At 62.7% G+C, this 17,159-nt stretch carries 17 protein-coding genes; 8 read left to right on the forward strand and 9 right to left on the reverse strand.

Going from position 1 to position 17,159, the window contains the following annotated elements:
- Window positions 1-23: 23 nt before the first annotated feature.
- Window positions 24-464: a DUF3597 domain-containing protein gene (locus DUPY_RS17320; protein WP_070249644.1), complete on the reverse strand. Its 441-nt coding sequence runs from the start codon at window positions 462-464 to the stop codon at window positions 24-26.
- A gap of 118 nt (window positions 465-582) precedes the next feature.
- Between DUPY_RS17320 and DUPY_RS17325 the strand changes: the two genes are divergently transcribed.
- Window positions 583-1,857, forward strand: a complete 1,275-nt coding sequence (locus DUPY_RS17325; protein WP_070249645.1) for an MFS transporter — start codon at window positions 583-585, stop codon at window positions 1,855-1,857.
- A 146-nt stretch (window positions 1,858-2,003) separates the two neighbouring features.
- On the opposite strand, the gene DUPY_RS17330 is transcribed toward DUPY_RS17325, so the two are convergent.
- Together DUPY_RS17330 and DUPY_RS27990 are read right to left on the reverse strand one after the other, a co-directional pair.
- Entirely contained in the window at window positions 2,004-2,471 is a 468-nt protein-coding gene (locus DUPY_RS17330; RefSeq protein ID WP_070249646.1) for a PIN domain-containing protein, read from the reverse strand.
- Window positions 2,462-2,668 carry a hypothetical protein gene (locus DUPY_RS27990; RefSeq protein WP_141749589.1) on the reverse strand — a complete coding sequence of 69 codons (207 nt, stop codon included), beginning with the start codon at window positions 2,666-2,668 and terminating at the stop codon, window positions 2,462-2,464. The genes DUPY_RS17330 and DUPY_RS27990 overlap by 10 nt, the downstream gene beginning before the upstream one ends.
- Before the next feature lie 299 nt (window positions 2,669-2,967).
- Between DUPY_RS27990 and DUPY_RS17335 the strand changes: the two genes are divergently transcribed.
- Entirely contained in the window at window positions 2,968-4,284 is a 1,317-nt protein-coding gene (locus DUPY_RS17335) for an alpha/beta hydrolase family protein (RefSeq protein ID WP_070249647.1), read from the forward strand.
- 74 nt (window positions 4,285-4,358) lie between these two features.
- Here DUPY_RS17335 and glmS read toward each other — a convergent pair whose 3' ends face one another.
- Window positions 4,359-6,188, reverse strand: a complete 1,830-nt coding sequence (glmS, locus tag DUPY_RS17340; RefSeq protein ID WP_019924073.1) for a glutamine--fructose-6-phosphate transaminase (isomerizing) — start codon at window positions 6,186-6,188, stop codon at window positions 4,359-4,361.
- 141 nt (window positions 6,189-6,329) lie between these two features.
- Here glmS and DUPY_RS17345 point away from each other — a divergent pair, with 141 nt between their 5' ends.
- Window positions 6,330-6,782 carry an Lrp/AsnC family transcriptional regulator gene (locus tag DUPY_RS17345; protein WP_070249648.1) on the forward strand — a complete coding sequence of 151 codons (453 nt, stop codon included), beginning with the start codon at window positions 6,330-6,332 and terminating at the stop codon, window positions 6,780-6,782.
- Window positions 6,783-6,919: 137 nt separating this feature from the next.
- Here the strand turns inward: DUPY_RS17345 and DUPY_RS17350 are convergent, their stop codons facing one another.
- Together DUPY_RS17350 and glmU are read right to left on the reverse strand one after the other, a co-directional pair.
- On the reverse strand, window positions 6,920-9,127 hold the full coding sequence (locus DUPY_RS17350; protein WP_070249649.1) for a TonB-dependent siderophore receptor: 2,208 nt from the start codon (window positions 9,125-9,127) through the stop codon (window positions 6,920-6,922).
- A 527-nt stretch (window positions 9,128-9,654) separates the two neighbouring features.
- Window positions 9,655-11,031 (reverse strand): bifunctional UDP-N-acetylglucosamine diphosphorylase/glucosamine-1-phosphate N-acetyltransferase GlmU, encoded by a 1,377-nt coding sequence (gene glmU / locus DUPY_RS17355; RefSeq protein ID WP_070249650.1) that lies wholly within the window; start codon window positions 11,029-11,031, stop codon window positions 9,655-9,657.
- A gap of 26 nt (window positions 11,032-11,057) precedes the next feature.
- On the opposite strand from glmU, the gene DUPY_RS17360 reads away from it, so the two are divergent.
- From DUPY_RS17360 to DUPY_RS17375, 4 genes are read left to right on the forward strand one after another with little or no spacing between them, the layout of a single operon-like run.
- Complete coding sequence (locus DUPY_RS17360) at window positions 11,058-11,945, forward strand: DUF6279 family lipoprotein (protein ID WP_371851798.1); 888 nt, start codon at window positions 11,058-11,060, stop codon at window positions 11,943-11,945.
- Window positions 11,946-11,996: 51 nt separating this feature from the next.
- Complete coding sequence (gene rsmD / locus DUPY_RS17365) at window positions 11,997-12,656, forward strand: 16S rRNA (guanine(966)-N(2))-methyltransferase RsmD (RefSeq protein ID WP_070249652.1); 660 nt, start codon at window positions 11,997-11,999, stop codon at window positions 12,654-12,656.
- Window positions 12,657-12,716: 60 nt separating this feature from the next.
- Window positions 12,717-13,208 carry a pantetheine-phosphate adenylyltransferase gene (gene coaD / locus DUPY_RS17370; RefSeq protein WP_070249653.1) on the forward strand — a complete coding sequence of 164 codons (492 nt, stop codon included), beginning with the start codon at window positions 12,717-12,719 and terminating at the stop codon, window positions 13,206-13,208.
- A 15-nt stretch (window positions 13,209-13,223) separates the two neighbouring features.
- Window positions 13,224-13,478: a YfhL family 4Fe-4S dicluster ferredoxin gene (locus tag DUPY_RS17375; RefSeq protein WP_070249654.1), complete on the forward strand. Its 255-nt coding sequence runs from the start codon at window positions 13,224-13,226 to the stop codon at window positions 13,476-13,478.
- Here the strand turns inward: DUPY_RS17375 and DUPY_RS17380 are convergent.
- The gene (locus DUPY_RS17380; RefSeq protein WP_070249655.1) at window positions 13,475-13,660 is read right to left on the reverse strand and encodes a hypothetical protein; all 186 of its coding nucleotides are present in this window, start codon (window positions 13,658-13,660) and stop codon (window positions 13,475-13,477) included. The two genes, DUPY_RS17375 and DUPY_RS17380, sit on opposite strands and share 4 nt — an antisense overlap.
- A 160-nt stretch (window positions 13,661-13,820) precedes the next feature.
- Between DUPY_RS17380 and DUPY_RS17385 the strand changes: the two genes are divergently transcribed.
- Window positions 13,821-14,783, forward strand: a complete 963-nt coding sequence (locus DUPY_RS17385) for a LysR family transcriptional regulator (RefSeq protein ID WP_019924063.1) — start codon at window positions 13,821-13,823, stop codon at window positions 14,781-14,783.
- Window positions 14,784-14,914: 131 nt separating this feature from the next.
- On the opposite strand, the gene DUPY_RS17390 is transcribed toward DUPY_RS17385, so the two are convergent.
- On the reverse strand, window positions 14,915-16,480 hold the full coding sequence (locus tag DUPY_RS17390; protein WP_070249656.1) for a methyl-accepting chemotaxis protein: 1,566 nt from the start codon (window positions 16,478-16,480) through the stop codon (window positions 14,915-14,917).
- A gap of 82 nt (window positions 16,481-16,562) precedes the next feature.
- A complete protein-coding gene (locus DUPY_RS17395; protein WP_008443393.1) occupies window positions 16,563-17,018 on the reverse strand; it encodes an Lrp/AsnC ligand binding domain-containing protein in 456 nt (151 codons plus the stop codon).
- Window positions 17,019-17,159 lie beyond the last annotated feature (141 nt).

Consider the following 17,159-nt stretch of genomic DNA (forward strand, 5'->3'; position numbering starts at 1 on the left):
TCATGCGATTTTTGAAACGACGATCAGTCCTTCAGATCGGCCGGCACCTTGCCGCCGTTTTCGGCCAGCTTGTTCATCACCTGGCGGTGCAGCCAGATGTTCATGGCGGCCGAGTCGCCGGTGTCGCCGCTGTAATGCAGCTCCTGCGCCAGGTCCTTGCGCGCCTGCAGGCTGCTGTCGAGGTCCAGCAGCTTCAGCAGGTCGACGATCGAGGTACGCCAGTTGAGCGGCTGCCCGGCTTGCTGGGCCTTGCCGTTGAGGATGGACTCCACGTCCACCTCGGACAGGTGCACGCTAGCTGGCGCTGCGGTGGTGTCTGCCGCAGGCACGTTCGATGCTGCAGGTGCGGCCGGCACGGCGGCCGGGTTGGCGGGCGCCGGCACCGTGGTGCCTTGCGGCGCCTGGGCGATGGCCGGGTGCGAGGCCGGGAAGATTTTGTGGAAGATGTTGCTCAGCATGCCCATGTGGGATCTCCTGTGGGGTGGGTCAAAAGATTGAGCATACGGGTTTGGGGCGGGGGGGCTGTGCGCGAGCTAACGGCGTCGGCACCGCGCTGCCGCACTGCGGCTATACTCGCACCCCATGAAAAAAACCTATAACGAGACCCCCCCCCGCATCCTGCGCCGCCAGCAGCTCTCGCTGGTGCTGCTGGTCGTCTGCGGCGTGATCAACTACCTCGACCGCGCCACGCTGGCGGTCGCCAACGAATACATCCGCGCCGACCTGGGCCTGTCGCTGGGGCAGATGGGGCTGCTGCTGTCGGCGTTCTCATGGAGCTATGCGCTATGCCAGTTGCCGGTGGGCGCGCTGGTGGACAAGGTCGGGCCGCGCTGGCTGCTCGGCGGCGGCCTGGTGGTGTGGTCGCTGGCGCAGGCGGCCGGTGGATTTGCGGCCACGTTCGGCTACTTCGTGCTGGCGCGCATTGCACTCGGCATTGGCGAGGCGCCGCAGTTTCCGGCAGCGGCGCGCGTGGTGAGCAACTGGTTCCCGGCGCGCGCGCGTGGCACGCCGACGGGCATCTACAACTCGGCCTCGCCGCTGGGCGTGGCGCTGGCGCCGCTGGTGCTCGCGCCATTGATCATTGCCACCAGCTGGCACTGGGCCTTCTTCATCACCGGCGCCATGGGCCTGGTGGCGGCCGTGGTGTGGGTGGCGCTGTACCGCGACCCGGTGCGCGCGGACATGACGGCCGAGGAAAAGGCTTATCTCGAAGTGGAGGAGATAAGCACTGCGGCGCCCAAGGCCGGCTTTGCCTCGTGGCTGGCGCTGTTCCGCTACCGCGTGACCTGGGGCATGATGCTCGGCTTCTTCGGCTCGGTGTACCTGAACTGGGTCTACCTGACCTGGCTGCCCGGCTACCTGCGCACCGAGCGCCACATGGACCTGGCCTATGCGGGACTGGCAGCGTCGGTACCGTTCATGTGCGGCTTTGCCGGCGCGCTGATCGCCGGCTGGGCCTCGGACCGGGTGGCGCGCGCGGCCGCCTCGCCGGTCACGGGCCGGCGCAACGCGGTGGTGGTGGCCACCCTGGGCATGGTGGTGTTTACCATTCCGGCGGCGCTGGTGGACAGCAATGTCGTCGCGGTGGCGTGCATCTCGATCGTGATTTTCCTGGCCAACGCCTCGTCGGCGTGCGCGTGGTCGTTGGCCACCGTGGCGGCGCCACCCAGCCGAGTGGCCTCGCTCGGTGCGCTGCAAAACTTCGGCGGCTTCCTCGGCGGCGCGCTGGCGCCTATCCTCACCGGCTACATCGCGCAAACCTGGTCGTTCGTGCCGGCGCTGCTGGCGGGGGCGGGGATTGCGTTCATGGGGGCGATGTCGTATCTGTTTTTGGTGACCAAGCCGATTCCTGAGTAATTACCCACGTCGGCCGGCAGCGGCTTCAGTTTTCACCCACCGACCGCAGCGTATGCACGGGTTGGCGCATGCGACTGGACCTCGGTGCGGCGACCGCTTACTGTGTGGGGACGCATGCGGTATGCGCGCAGACTCACCGGCGAGAGTTATTTCAGGCGTGTAAGCGTCGGCTTCGATTTGAAGGCGGTGAACTTCGGTCGAATGTTCGTCACTATTCCGTTCGTGGAGTCATAGTCGTACGGGATGTGAACGTCAATGCCCTCCCACCGGAAGTCCTTTGGGTTACGCGTGACGATGGGAATTTTGTAGGCGGCGGCGGTGGCTCCTATGATCGCGTCGGGCAACTTGACTTTCGGGCCTGTGACCAGACTGCTACCGCGAATCTCGATGGCGTGCTCCATCACCATCTGGTCGATCTGGATGACCTGGAATTCTGCCAGCACCACGTCAAGAATCGGCGCCTCGTGCGGACGCAACTTCTGACCAGCGCGCAGCTCCATGTAGGTGATGGCGCTAATAGCGGGAAAATCGTAACTGGAAAGCTCAATGGTTGCCTGTTTGCAGCCACCGAGCATGTCGATAAAGATATTGGTATCGAAGAGGATCAATGCCATTCAGACCTCAGTTGTTCCTGGGCCTCAACACCATCTTTCGGTATATCGGTACGGTCTTTCCACAGCCCTTCAGCAGCCCGCAAGGCAAGAAAACGCCTTTCGCGGGCTGCAACCAAGGGGTCAGGAGAATTCAGCGTCGGCGCCGGTGCGATGGGTTCGCAGTCGTCAGCGCCCACTTCTTTCATTAACGTGCTCATTGCACACCTCCTTACTCGATGCGGTCAATACGACCAGTTTAGCGTATTCGCTTCAGACTGTCGCGACATCGACAGACGTCAGACGCTGCGAACTGTGAAAGTTCAGACAGTGTAACCATCTGCACCACCGAGGTCTCGACCAGGCGACGAACTGTCGTCATCGGGTCATGGAATGCGACCAGGATGCCGCCAACGCGGCCCCGCCCGCGAAGGGCGCCGTAGCTCGAGCCCAGTCTGCTCATGTACACTCGGCAAGTCCGCGTCGTGCCTGGCGCTCCAGTCGATCAGAATGGAATGTTATGAGACTGTCTTTTCCGTGCGCACTTGCCGTCGCCGCGCTGACCATCGGCTGCACCGCCATGGCCCGCGCCACCCCGTCCGGACCGGAAGGCGCCGCGTCCATGGCCCCGGTTGCCGCTGCGTGCGAGACGGGCATTTTCCGGAAGGACGGCGCCAGCTTCATCGCCATCACCAGGAGCAACAAAGGATACGACTACAGCTTCAGCGACGGCACCCTCGGCAATGCCAACGATGCCAGTGCTGTGGTCGCATGCGGCGCGGGCGCGGGCGCGGTGCGGGTTCGGGGGCAGGATAACTGGGCCAAGGTTGCCGTCGCCGAAACCAATACGGTGTTCGTATCGGACGGCGTGATGCTGGCTGGACGTTTGATGGCGCCGCCGGGTGCGGACGCGCACACACCCCTGGTCGTGATTGCACATGGTTCCGAAGAGGGCGGCTGGATAGACCGGGCGCGCGATCCGTATCAGATGGTGGGCCGGGGCATTGCTGTTTTCGTCTATGACAAGCGCGGCACCGGATTGTCCAAGGGCGCGTACACGCAGAATTTACCGCAACTGGGCAACGACCTGGTGGCGGCAGCGCAGGAAGCCAAGCGGCTGGCGCGAGACCAGTACGGCGGCTACGGCCGCTTCGGCCTGTTCGGCCTGAGCCAGGGAGGTTGGGTGGCGCCGCTGGCGGCGGTACGCGCCAAGGCAGAGTTCATCGGCATCGGCTATGGCCTGGCGGTCGATATCGCCGAGCAGGATGCCGCCCAGGTCAGCCTCGAGCTGCGCGAGCGCGGCTTGGGTGAGGACGTGGTCGCCAAGGGACGCATGCTGAGCGACACGACTGCCAGGCTGGTGAAATCGGGCTACAAGGATGGCGTCGATGAGCTGGCGGCAGCGCAAGCCCAGTTCGGCAAGGAGCGCTGGTTTGCGCGCATCAAGGGCGGCTACACGGGCGTGGTGCTGGGGATGTCAGTCGACGATCTGCGCAACCGGGGGATACCGCACCTCGACAAACTGGGCGTGGACTGGTCGCTCGAACCGGTGCAGATCCTGGCCGGGATCGATATTCCGCAACTGTGGGCGTTTGCCGGCGAAGACCGGCAGGCGCCGATTGCGCTGACCCTCGAGCGCCTGTCCGCATTGCGCAAACAGGGCAAAGACATCTCCATCTATATCTTCCCCGATACCGAACACGGCATGTGGAATTACGTCCAGGCGGCGGACCTGTCGCGCAAGCACACGCGCATCGCCGCCGGGTTCTACGATCTCATGGCCGATTGGGCGCGTGGTGGTGTCGAGGGGCGCTATGGCAAGGCCGAGCGCCGGTGAGTGGGGTAGCGCTTGCCGGGCATCAGGCTCGGATCGTGCTGCTGTACGAATAACCGCCCGAGTGCCCCGCCCGCTCACTCCACCGTCACCGACTTCGCCAGATTCCTCGGCTTGTCCACATCCGTCCCGCGCGCCAGCGCCGTGTGATACGCCAGCAGCTGCAGCGACACCACGTGCAGAATCGGCGACAGCAAACCGTAATGCTCGGGCAAGCGGATCACGTGTACGCCTTCGCCCGGCGTGATGCGCGAGTCGACGTCGGCGAACACGTACAGCTGGCCGCCACGGGCGCGCACTTCCTGCATATTCGATTTGAGTTTTTCGATCAGGGCATCGTTTGGTGCCACGGTGACCACCGGCATTTCCTCGGTCACCAGCGCCAGCGGGCCGTGTTTCAATTCACCGGCCGGATACGCTTCGGCGTGGATGTACGAAATCTCTTTCAGTTTCAACGCCCCTTCGAGCGCGATCGGGTAGTGCATGCCACGGCCCAGGAACAGGGCGTTTTCCTTGCGGGCGAAGTCTTCGGCCCAGGCCATGATCAAGGGTTCGAGCGCCAGCACCGAGGCGATTGCTACCGGCAGGTGGCGCATGGCTTTCAAGTGCTGCGCTTCCTGTTCGTCGGAGAGGCGGCCATTGACTTGCGCCAATGTGAGCGTGAGCAGGAACAGACCGGCCAGCTGGGTGGTGAAGGCCTTGGTGGACGCCACGCCCACTTCCACGCCAGCGCGCGTGATGTAGGCCAGTTTGCATTCGCGCACCATGGCGCTGGTGGCCACGTTGCAAATGGTGAGTGTGTGTTCCATGCCCAGGCTGCGCGCGTGCTTGAGCGCGGCCAGGGTGTCGGCAGTTTCGCCGCTTTGCGAGATGGTCACCACCAGCGTGTTCGGGTGCGGCACGCTGTCGCGGTAGCGGTATTCGCTGGCGATTTCGACGTTGACCGGGATTTTGGCGACCGATTCGATCCAGTACTTGGCGGTCAGACCCGAGTAGTAGCTGGTGCCGCAGGCCAGGATCAGCACGCGGTCGATCTGCTTGAAGACGGCGTGGGCGCCGTCGCCGAACAGCTCGGGCATCACGGCCATCACGCCTTCCAGGGTGTCGCCGATCACGCGCGGCTGCTCGAAGATTTCCTTCTGCATGTAGTGGCGATATGGTCCCAGGTCGGCCGCGCCGGTGTGGGCGTGCACGGTCTTGACGTCGCGCTGAACCGGCTTGCCGTTGACGTCGACGATCCAGGTGCGGCCCAGTTGCAGGTCGACCACATCGCCCTCTTCGAGGTAGATGATCTGGTCGGTGGTGCCGGCCAACGCCATGGCGTCGGACGCGACGAAATTCTCGCCCTGGCCCAGGCCCACGATCAGCGGCGAACCCTGGCGCGCGGCCACCACGCGGTGCGGTTCTTCGCGGGCGAACACGGCAATGGCGTAGGCGCCGGTCAGGCGCTTGACGGCTTGTTGCACGGTTTCGAACAGGTCGCCGTTGTACAGGTGATCGACCAGGTGGGCGATCACTTCGGTATCGGTCTGGCTCTGGAACACGTAGCCGAGCGCGGTCAGTTCGGCGCGCAGCTCGTCGTGGTTTTCGATGATGCCGTTGTGGACCAGCGCAATGCGCGCGACGTCGGCCGATGGCGAAAAGTGCGGGTGGGCGTTGTGCGTGGCTGGCGCGCCGTGGGTAGCCCAGCGCGTGTGGGCGATGCCGGTGAAGCCGTGCAGGTGGGTGTGCTCGATCTGCTGTTCCAGGTCGGCCACGCGCGACGTGCTGCGCGAGCGCTGCAACTGGCCATCGACGTGCAGCGCCACGCCGCAGGAATCGTAGCCACGGTATTCGAGGCGCTTCAATCCTTCGATCAGGATCGGGGTGATGTTACGTTGCGCTACCGCGCCGACGATGCCGCACATGGGGAACCTCTTCAATTAGGTGAGGGAATCATCCTAGAGGAGACTGGATGAAATATGCTTTCTCATTATGAGCTCAAACGAAATATTATTTCACCACCGTGATACCATGAAATATTATTTCATTTTATCGCCGTTAATTTTATGGATGACATCGATCGTCGCATTCTCACTGCCCTGCAACTTGATGCTGCACAGACCAATAGCGAGCTGGCGCAAGCGGTGCACGTGTCGCCGCCCACCTGTTTGCGGCGGGTCAGGCACCTGACCGACACCGGTGTCATCACGCGCCGGGTGGCGCTGGTCGATCCGGCCAAGATCGGCCCCAGCCTGACGGTCATCGTGGAAATCTCGCTCGACGTGCAAGCGGCTGAGCGCATGGCCGAGTTCGAAACCCTGGTGGCGACCGAGGCAGCGGTGCTGCAATGCTACCGGGTGGCACCGGGGCCCGATTTCGTGTTGATCGTGCAGGTGGCCGACATGCCGGCCTACCACGCGCTGGCGCACCGCCTGTTTGCTGCGCACGCCAATGTGCGCAACGTGAAGGCGTATTTCTCGACGTTTCGCAGCAAGTTCGAGACCCGGGTGGCGGTGTAATCCACAGTTTTGCACCGCTTATACAGAGGTTTTCCCTGGCTTTTCCAGCGGTTTTGCACCGGCTTATCCATGCGGTTATCCCCGTGGTTCTCACCAGCTTGTTGACAGGCTTGCCCACAGGGATATCCACAGGCTGATTAAAACTTTGCGGTCAGCGCAAGCCGCACATTGCGCGGTTCGCCCCAGAACACGCTGTCGTAAAAGCCCACGTTGCGGTAGTACTTGCGGTCGGCAAGATTCGAGATGTTCAGTTGTACGCCCAGCTGGCGGTTGATCTCGTAAGACGCCATGGCATTCACCAGCGCGTAGCCGCCCTGGCTGATGCGCGCGTTGCGGTCGCCGGTGACCGGCTGGCCGTACCAGGTCACGCCGTAGGTGGCGCTTTGCGCAGTCACGCCGCCGCCCACTTTCAAGCCCGGTAACACATCGTCGAGGCGATAGGCCGTGGACAGGCGCAGCAGGTGGCGCGGCTGGTTGGGCTCGGCGCGCGCGCCATCGACATCTTTGACACGCAGGAAGGTGTAGCCGGCGCTGACATTCCACGACTGGCTCAACTGGCCCGCCACCTCGAATTCGATGCCGCGGGCGGTGATGCCGTCGCCATTGGCAGTGTAGGCGCTGTTGCCGTTGGGGAGCTTGAAGCCGGCGGGAACGGTCGTATCGAGCACCGCCAGATTCTTCTTGAGCGTGCGGAACACGGCAGCCGAGGCATTGAGCCGCTGGTCGAAAAATTCACCTTTGATGCCAAGCTCGGCATTGGTGCCGGTCTCGGGATCGAGCAACTGGTTATTGCGGTCCCGGGCCGACTGCGGGCTGAACAGCGAGGTGTAGCTGGCATAGGCCGACAGTGCGTCGCTCAGGTCCAGCACCGCGCCCACGTAGGGCGTGAATTCATTCTTGGTCTTGCGCAGGTTGTCGTAGCCGATCAGCCGGCCTGAAGTGTCCCATGCCCCTTCCTCGGTGCGATAGTTGCTCAGGCGACCGCCGAGTACTACGGTGAACGGATCGGCCAGGCTGAAGCGTCCCGCCAGGTAGGCGCCGCCCTGGCGTACCTCGGTTTCGGTGTGCGAGCCATCGGGCGTAAAGGTGGGCATGGGGATATTGCCGGTCCAGCTGCGGTAGTCGGGAATCTGCGGCGGGTACGCGATGGTCGGCGCGCCCCCCTGGCTGTGGCTCACCGAGCGTGAGCCATTCCAGCCGGCGATCAGCACGTGGCGCCGGCCCAGCAGGCTGAACGGACCGGTGGCGTACAGGTCGAGGTTGTCGTCGATATTCTTGCCTTCACCCCACACCCCGGTCCACAGGCGCATGCCGGTGCCGGTGGCGGGATCGGGATAGCCGGCGCCGCCGTAGGCGACGGTGGTGTGGTTGCGGCTGTCGGTGCGGGTATAGCCGAGGTGTACCTTCCAGCCGTTGCCGAAGCGGTGCTCGAGCGACGTGAACGCGCTTTGCTCGCGGTTGCGCCAGGTGCTCCACGGCGTGGACAGCGAAAAATTGCGCGGCAGGTTGGCCAGGCTGCCATCGGCGTTCCAGTAGGGCACCGCGCCCCACGTGGCGCCGGTGGGATTGTTGTGCTGGAAGGTGACGCCGGCGGTCAGCAGGGTGGCGGGGCCCAGGTCCGCTTCGACGATGGCCATGCCGACAGTTTTGCGCTCGTGGTACATATCGTAATACGAGTCGCGGTCCTGGTAGGCCATGGCGGTACGGCCGCGCACGCTGCCGTCGGCGTTCAATGGTGCGCTCACGTCGATTTCGGCCCGGCGGTCGTCCCAGCGGCCCAGCACCGCCCTGGCGCTGGCTTTCAAGGTGCGGCCCGGACGCTTGCGCACCAGGTTGATGGTGGCCGACGGGTCGCCGGTGCCACCCATCAGGCCGCTGGCGCCGCGCACCACCTCGATGCGGTCGTAGAGGATGGTGTCCTGCAGCGGCGCGTTGCCGCCCATGGCCATGCCATCGACCTGGATGTTGGTGATGGAAAAGCCGCGTGCATAAAAGCTGGTGCGTTCGCTGTCCATCTGGCCGACCGTGATGCCCGGGGTCTGGGTCAGCACTTCGTCGAGGCGCACCGCGCCCAGGTCGTCGATCATGGCGCGCGTGACCACGCTGACCGACTGCGGCGTGTCGCGGATCGACATGTCCATGCGGGTGGCCGTGCGCATGGCGCCGGTGGTGTACGCATCGGAGCCATCGGTGACACTGCCGAGCGTGTCGCTCTTGACCGTCACCTGGCCCAGTTGCGCAGGCTGGTCGGCTGGGCCGGACTGGGCCGACGCTGCTTGCGCGACGGCAGCCGTGGCCATGATTACCGCCACGTGGATGGCGGTAGGGCGTAACGATAGGTACATAAGCTTCCTTGCGGTGGGGCACAAGCGTGCCCGGGCCTGGCTCGGATGTGAGCCTGGCACTGGTTTTCAAAGGACTAGCTGGCGGCTTCGCGCGGAGGGAAGGGGCTTGCTGCGCAGCCGGCAAGGACGCCGGCGAAATGGAACAATACTTCGGAACAAGACTTCGATGAGAATGATTCTCATTCTATCATAATTGCGCTATGGTGAAAACAACAATCTGGCAGTTTTCCACCGCTTGTGCACGTGCTGTACCGGACTTCTCCACAAAGTTGCCCACAGGCCGCTACACGGCAAACAATCAGGAAAGCGCGTTATTCATGGTTATCCCATGCTTATTCAATGGTTGTTCCGCAGTTTGCGCACAGGGTTATCCACAAATACCGGAAGTCACTCAAAACCTCAAAAGGTAATCGGCTCGATCTTCTGTGGTTTTTTGATAGTACGCAGATATCCACCATCTATGCACTGCTTGCGCACCAGCTGTTCACAGGGTTATCCACAATAGAGGGACCGGGCGCGCGTAGCGATCACTTCTTGATTTTCACCGGACGGGTCCAGTTTTCGATGGTCACCTGGCGCGCGCGCGAGACGGTCAGCTTGCCGGCCGGCGCGTCCTTGGTCAGCGTGGTGCCGGCGCCGATGGTGGCGCCCTGCCCCACGGTGACCGGCGCCACCAGCTGGCTGTCGCTGCCGACGAAGGCGTCGTCTTCGATCACGGTGCGGAACTTGTTGGCGCCGTCGTAGTTGCAGGTGATGACGCCGGCGCCGATGTTGACGCGCGAGCCGATGGTGGCGTCGCCGATATAGGCCAGGTGGTTGGCCTTGCTGTGCGCAGCCACCTGGCCGTTCTTGATTTCAACAAAATTGCCGACGTGGACGTCTTCGGCGAGCACGGTACCGGGGCGCAGGCGCGCGTACGGGCCGATGATCGACACTTCGCCCACCACCGCTTCCTCGATATGGCAGAACGGCTTGATCCTGGCGCCGGCCAGGATGCGGCTGTTGACAATCACGTTATGGGCGCCGATGTGGACGCCGTCGGCGATTTCCACCTTGCCTTCGAACACGCAGCCGACGTCGATGGTCACATCGCGTCCGCAAACCAGTTCGCCACGCACGTCGATGCGCTGCGGGTCCATCACGGTGACGCCTTGCTCGAGCAGGCGGGTGGCGATATTGCGCTGGTGGATGCGTTCCAGTTCGGCCAGTTGCACCTTGCTGTTGACGCCCGCCACTTCCCACTGCGCCGCCGGCTGCGCCGACACCACCGGCACGCCATCGGCCACGGCCATGGCGACGATGTCGGTCAGGTAGTACTCGCCCTGGGCGTTGTCATTCTTCAGTTGTCCCAGCCACTTTTTCAGTTGCACGGTGGGCACCACCAGGATGCCGCTGTTAATCTCCTTGATCGCGCGTTCGGCCTCGTTGGCATCTTTTTGCTCGACGATGCGCACAATCTGGCCATGGTCACGGACGATGCGGCCGAGGCCGGTCGGGTCGTCCTGCACCACGGTCAGAATGCCCAGCTTGTCGTTGCCGGCCGCATCGATCAGCGCCTGCAGCGAGGCGGTGGTGGTCAACGGCACGTCGCCGTACAGGATCACGGTAGGGGTATTGTCGTCGAGCTCGGGCAGCGCTTGCATGACGGCGTGGCCGGTGCCCAGCTGCTGTTCCTGCTGCGCGGTGGAGACTGGGTGCGGCTGCTTTGCCAGCAGCTCCAGCACGGCTGCGCCGCCATGTCCATAAATCACGCATACTCTGGACGAAGCACCTGCGGTAGCCAGGCTGCGCGCCGTGTCGAGCACATGGGCGAGCAGCGGCTTTCCAGCCAGTGGATGCAACACTTTCGGCAAGGCCGACTGCATGCGCTTGCCCATACCGGCAGCCAAAATCACGACATTCATAAGTATCACTTAGAGAGAGTAAGTTAATGCAAAAGTCTAACATGCCCTCCAGCGCCAGCCAGACGCTGCGCCGCCTTTTCCTGATCACTGTCATCGGCCTGCTGGCCGCGTGCAGCTCGCTGCGCCTGGCTTACAACAACGGCGACACCTTGCTGTACTGGTGGCTCGACGGCTATGTCGATCTCAATTCCGACCAGAAGGACTGGGTCAAGAAAGATATCGACAAACTGTTCCAGTGGCACCGCAAGACCCAGCTCGAGGACTACATCCAGATCCTGCAAACGGGCCAGCGCCAGCTGGCGGGCAATCCCACTTCGGCCGACCTGCTCGGTGATTTTGATGAAATAAAGAAACGCACCCAGCGCCTGCTGCTGCAAGCCAAGCCCGAACTGGCCGACCTGGCGCGCTCGCTGCAACCGGAACAGATCGACAAACTGGAAAAGAAATTCGCCTCCAACCTCGACGACTTCCGCAAGAAGAACATGAAGGGCGACCGCGAAGACCAGCAAAAATTCCGCTACAAGAAATCGATGGAACAGTTCGAACTGTGGTTCGGCCGTTTTAGCACCGAGCAGGAAGTGCAGCTGCGCAAGGCATCGGACGCCCGTCCGCTCGACAACACGATCTGGCTCAACGAACGCCAGCGCCGCCAGAACGCCATCCTGACACTGGTGCGCAAGGTGCAAAAGGACAAGCTGAGCAAGGAAGCCACCATGGCCCTGATCGACGCCCTGGTCAAGGACAGCTTCAACCGCCTCGACAATTCCGAGCACAAGGCATTCTTTGACGCCTCCGAAAAAGGCACGGCCGAGCTGATCCTCACTGCGATCCGCATTGCCACGCCGCAGCAAAAAGCCCACGCGCAGCAGCGCATGCAGGGCTGGATCGGCGACTTCCAGAGCCTGGCCAAATAAGCGCCATGTTATGATGTGGCCTGTTGAATCAATGACTTAGAACAGCGCCACATGCCAAAAAAGCCCGTCAAATCTGCCGCCAAGCCGGCCAAAGTCCCGGTCCACGGTCCCCAGCACAGCAACCAGGTGCGCATCATCGGCGGCCAGTGGAAACGCACACCGCTGCCGGTACTCGCCGCCCAGGGCCTGCGGCCCACGCCCGATCGTGTACGCGAGACGGTCTTCAACTGGATCAACCACCAGCGCGACGCCAACTGGGCCGATGCCCAGGTACTCGACCTGTACGCCGGCAGCGGCGCGCTTGGTTTTGAAGCAGCCAGCCGTGGCGCGCAGTCGGTCACCATGGTGGACATGGCCACCCCAGTCGTGCGCCAGCTTGAAGACATCAAGGCCAAACTGAAGGCAGATAACGTCCAGATCCTGCGCGGCGATGCGCTGGTGGTGGCGCAATCGGCCGCAGCGCGCGGCCAGAAATACGATTTGATCTTCCTCGACCCGCCCTACCAGCAGGAATTCCTCGAGCGTAATTTGCCGCTGTGCGTGCGCCTGCTCAAGGAAGGCGGCCTGGTGTACGCAGAATCGGGCGCGGCGCTGGCCTGGCCCGACGGCGACACCCCGGACTGGATGGCCGGCTGGGAAGTGATCCGCGCCGACAAGGCGGGGATGGTGTTTTACCACCTGCTGCAGGCGACAGTAACTGCTAAAATTTAAGGCACTCGCGCTTTTCGGGCATAATGCACGTTCTATAATGGTGCAGTGCAGGGAGACACAATGGTAGTAGCTGTTTATCCGGGAACGTTCGATCCGCTGACCCGTGGTCACGAAGACCTGGTGCGCCGCGCTTCGGGCCTGTTCGACACGCTGGTGGTTGGCGTGGCCGACAGCAAGAACAAGAAACCGTTCTTTTCACTGGACGAACGCCTGGCCATTGCCAACGAAGTGCTCGGGCATTACCCGAACGTCAAGGTCGAGAGTTTTTCCGGCTTGTTGAAAGATTTTGTGCGCACGCACGATGCTCGCGTGATCGTGCGCGGCCTGCGCGCCGTGTCCGACTTCGAATACGAGTTCCAGATGGCGGGCATGAACCGCTACCTGCTGCCCGACGTCGAAACCCTGTTCCTGACGCCGTCCGACCAGTACCAGTTTATCTCTGGCACCATCGTGCGCGAGATCGCGGTGCTCGGTGGCGACGTCTCCAAGTTCGTGTTCCCCTCGGTTGACCGCTGGCTGCAGAAGAAAATCGCCGCCACCAAGATCGATTAAGAAAGAAGACCTGTCATGGCCTTAATGATTACCGACGACTGTATCAATTGCGACGTGTGCGAGCCCGAGTGCCCGAACGACGCGATCTACATGGGTCCGGAAATTTACGAAATCAATCCCGACAAGTGCACCGAATGCGTTGGGCACTTCAACGAGCCACAGTGCCAGCAGGTATGCCCGGTCAGCTGCATCCCGTTCAACCCCGAGTGGCGTGAGACGGAAGAGCAGTTGCGGGCAAAATTTGAGGTATTGCAGGCGGCAAAGGCTTAAAGTTCAAGCCCGGCCCGCTTGGGCGCGAAGTACAGTCTGACCGCCAGCGCAGCAGCGCGCGCGCATCCCACCAGCAGCGGCTTGAACAGCAGCGCCAGCGCCGCAGTCACACCGATCCCCAGCGCCAGCAAGAGCGTGGCGACCAGCGAAAAACCGTGAATGAGGTCGATCAGAGTGGACATGATGGGGCGGGACATTTAGAATCAATGCCAATATAGTGCAGCGCAACATATGGCGCCAATTTAGTTCTCCGATAACAATTATGCGATTGGTGAATGGATTGGCGTATGATGGCTGCACGCCGTTCCCCTTTGTCGTTCCACCTCCCGACCCCGAGCCAACATGAGCTTTCTGACGCTGGACTTGAATTTGTTACGCGTCTTCGACGCCGTGATGACAGAACAAAATCTGACACGCGCGGCCGGCCACCTGGCCATGACCCAACCTGCGGTATCGAACGCCATCAAGCGCCTGCGCGAGAGCCTCGGCGACGAACTGCTGATTCGCACCGCCTACGGCGTGAAACCCACGCCGCGCGCCGAAGCGTTGTGGCCGTCCGTGCGTAGCGCCCTGGCCAGCCTGGAAGCGGCCGTGGCGCCCGAAACCTTCGACGTCTCGGCCGCCCACGCCACGTTCCGCTTGGCCATGGCCGATGCCACCGCCGCGATGTGGCTGCCGTCCCTGATGCGCTCGATCGAACGTGAAGCGCCCGGTGTCAACGTGCGCATGATGCCGCTGACCACGCGCGAACCACGGCCGATGCTGCTGCGTGGCGATATCGACCTGGCGGTGGGCTTCTTCCCGGGCGTGGCGGCACAACTGTCGTACGAAACCGGCTCGCCGATCCGCCACGAGCGTCTGTACTCGGGCCAGTACGTGTGCGTGATGCGGCGCGAGCATCCGCTGGCCAAGGTCGAGCTCAACCTCGACAACTACTGCAAGGCCAACCATTTGCTGGTGAGTTTTTCGGGTCGCGCCCACGGCCTGGTCGATGAAGCGCTGGCGCAGTTGCAGCGCGAGCGCCGCATTTTGCTCACCGTCAACCAGTTCTTCACGGCCGGCCGCGTGGTGGCCAACTCGGACCTGATTACGGTATTGCCGCGCCACCTGATCGCGTCCACCGGTATGACCGATGCGCTGATCTGGAAAGAATTGCCGTTCCAGCTGCCGGCGGTCCACCTCGACATGCTGTGGCACGAACGCGATGCCCGCAGCCCGGCGCACAAGTGGCTGAGGTTGCACCTGGAGGGGATGAACCAGGGCGCGGCCAGGGCGGCGACTGCGGCCAAGAAAGATGCGGCTTAAGGTCGCTATTCCACGAAGCAGACGCTCCATAGATCCCCGCGTGCGCGAGGATGACGTAGCATCCGCCTGCGACCGAAAAGTCGTCTTCCCCGCGCACGCGGGGATCCATGGACAATACGCCTAGCGCCAGCTCAGGCAGTACTCGACCGGTACCCGATCCTGAACCCACCCCAATGCTTGCCGTCCACATAAATCGGTGCCGACAAGTCATGCATCACTTCCCCCGTATCGCGCTTGTACGTCTGTAACAGGAACGGCCTGGTGTTCGCGCCGCAGCGCTTGCCGGTGCGGTCGCTGAAGATGCGCTTGGTGCGGTTGTTGACGATGTCGACGTCGTAATTGCCCGTCAGCGGCTGCGAGAATTTCTTGTTATGGGTCGGAAAATAGCCATTGTTGTCCACCGCGCCAGCATAGGCCAGCTGCGGCATGGCAGCCAGCAAGCCTTCCTGCAACCCCGGCAATACCCGGTCGGTAAAATCGTCGAAGCGGGTCTTGTGCTTCGGTGGATCGGTGTTCGGAATGGCCGTGTAGGTGCGGTCGAACAGCGCCTCCCTGGTGATCTTGCCCGCCTTGATGGCCGCCTCGAAAATCTTGCCCACTTCGTGCGCGGCGGTTTGCGCGGCGGTGCGGATGGCGTCGTGCGAGGTTTCGATCGACGATTCTCCCAGTGCGCCGTTGATCAGCTCGGCCCGTTCGGCCAGGGCCATGGCCGAGCTGGCCGCGCGCGGCAACTCCTTTTCGGTCGACAGCAGGCTGTCGCGGATACTGGCAATGGCAGCGGCGATATCGTCGGCAATGGCCACGTGCTCGCGCGACGCCCGGGCGATTTCGCCGATTTCCGCCTCCGACACGCCCGATGAACGCTCGATATTACCCAGCAGCCCATGCACGGTTTCCACGTTGCCGGCGGCCTCGCTGACCTTGGTGGCAAGCGCGTTCATGCCGGTGGCGGCGCGCTCGGCTTGCTGGTTGATCTCGCGCACCATGGTGCTGATCTCGTCGGTGGCTTCCTTGGTGCGCAGCGCCAGCTGGCGCACCTCGCTGGCGACCACGGCAAAGCCGCGCCCCTGTTCGCCGGCGCGCGCAGCCTCGATGGCGGCGTTCAGCGCCAGCAGGTTGGTGCGGGCGGAGATTTCACTGATCGCTTCGGTAAAACCGTAGATTTTGCGGGAATTGGTTTGCAGTTCGGTCATCACGGCCGACGCCGCCTGCGCGTCGTGGCGCGCGGTGCGGATCCGTTGCAGGCCGGTGTCGGCCTCGGCGCGGCCGGTGACGGTTTCGCCGCGCACCTGGGTGGCGATTTTTGCGGCCCGTTCGGCATTGGCGGCAATGCGCTCGGTGGTGGCGGCGTTTTGCGCCGAGCTGTGGGCGATGGCGCCGGCGGTGCCGACGTCGAGCTCGATCTTCTTCTTCACCGAATCGACGAAGTACGAGGTTTCCGCCGCGCCAATCATGATGGCGTCGATTTCCTCGCCCACGGTGTGGGCGAACTGGCGCACGCCGCCGTCATCGCTGTGCTGGCGCGCGGCCAACCAGGCAATCGCGGCGCCGGCCAATGCGGCCGGGGCGGCCGTATAGACCAGCGCGGCACTGTCGCCAGCAACCATGTTTGACACATACGCCAGGGCGGTACCGCCCACGGTCGCACCCAGTAACCACAATCCACGCTGCACCAACTTATGTTGCAAATGACTCATGTCGTCCCCCGCTCGGTTCTGGCCACCGGGTGCGCTGCCAACGCTGAACGCTGGCGGCGTCCGGATTTATTTATTGGTAGTACTATTTTATGGGTAACTTGGTGGTATTCTTGACTTCTTCCATGACCGCATAGGTGTGGGTTTCGCGCACGCCTTTTTGCAGCAGGGTTTTTCCGAGGAACTCGCGGTACGCTGCCATGTCCTTGACGCGGGCTTTGACCAGGTAGTCGAAGCCGCCGGCAACCATGTGGCATTCGAGCACTTCGGGGATCACCTGCACGCTGTGCTTGAAGGCGTCGAACACTTCGGGCGTGGTGCGGTCGAGCACCACTTCGATGAAGACGAGCAGGGATACGTCGAGCAACTGCGGGTTGAGTTGCGCGGTGTAACCCATGATGTAGCCCGACTCGTGCAACTTGCGCACGCGCTCGAGGCAAGCGGCCGGCGACAGGTTCACCCGCGCAGCCAGCTCCACATTGCTGATGCGGCCATCGCTCTGCAACTCCATCAAGATTTTCTTGCTGATCTTGTCTAACATTTCAGGGGACTCCCAAATAAATATTATTTGGTTAAATTGTCGCACTAAAAACAATCTATTGCTAGTCCCCTGTAATACCAGAATTAATCCGAAAGAATACACTTTACAATCGAATCATCAGCAGTTCACCGATTCGATACC

The organism is Duganella phyllosphaerae (assembly GCF_001758785.1).
Taxonomy (GTDB): Bacteria; Pseudomonadota; Gammaproteobacteria; order Burkholderiales; family Burkholderiaceae_D; genus Rugamonas; species Rugamonas phyllosphaerae.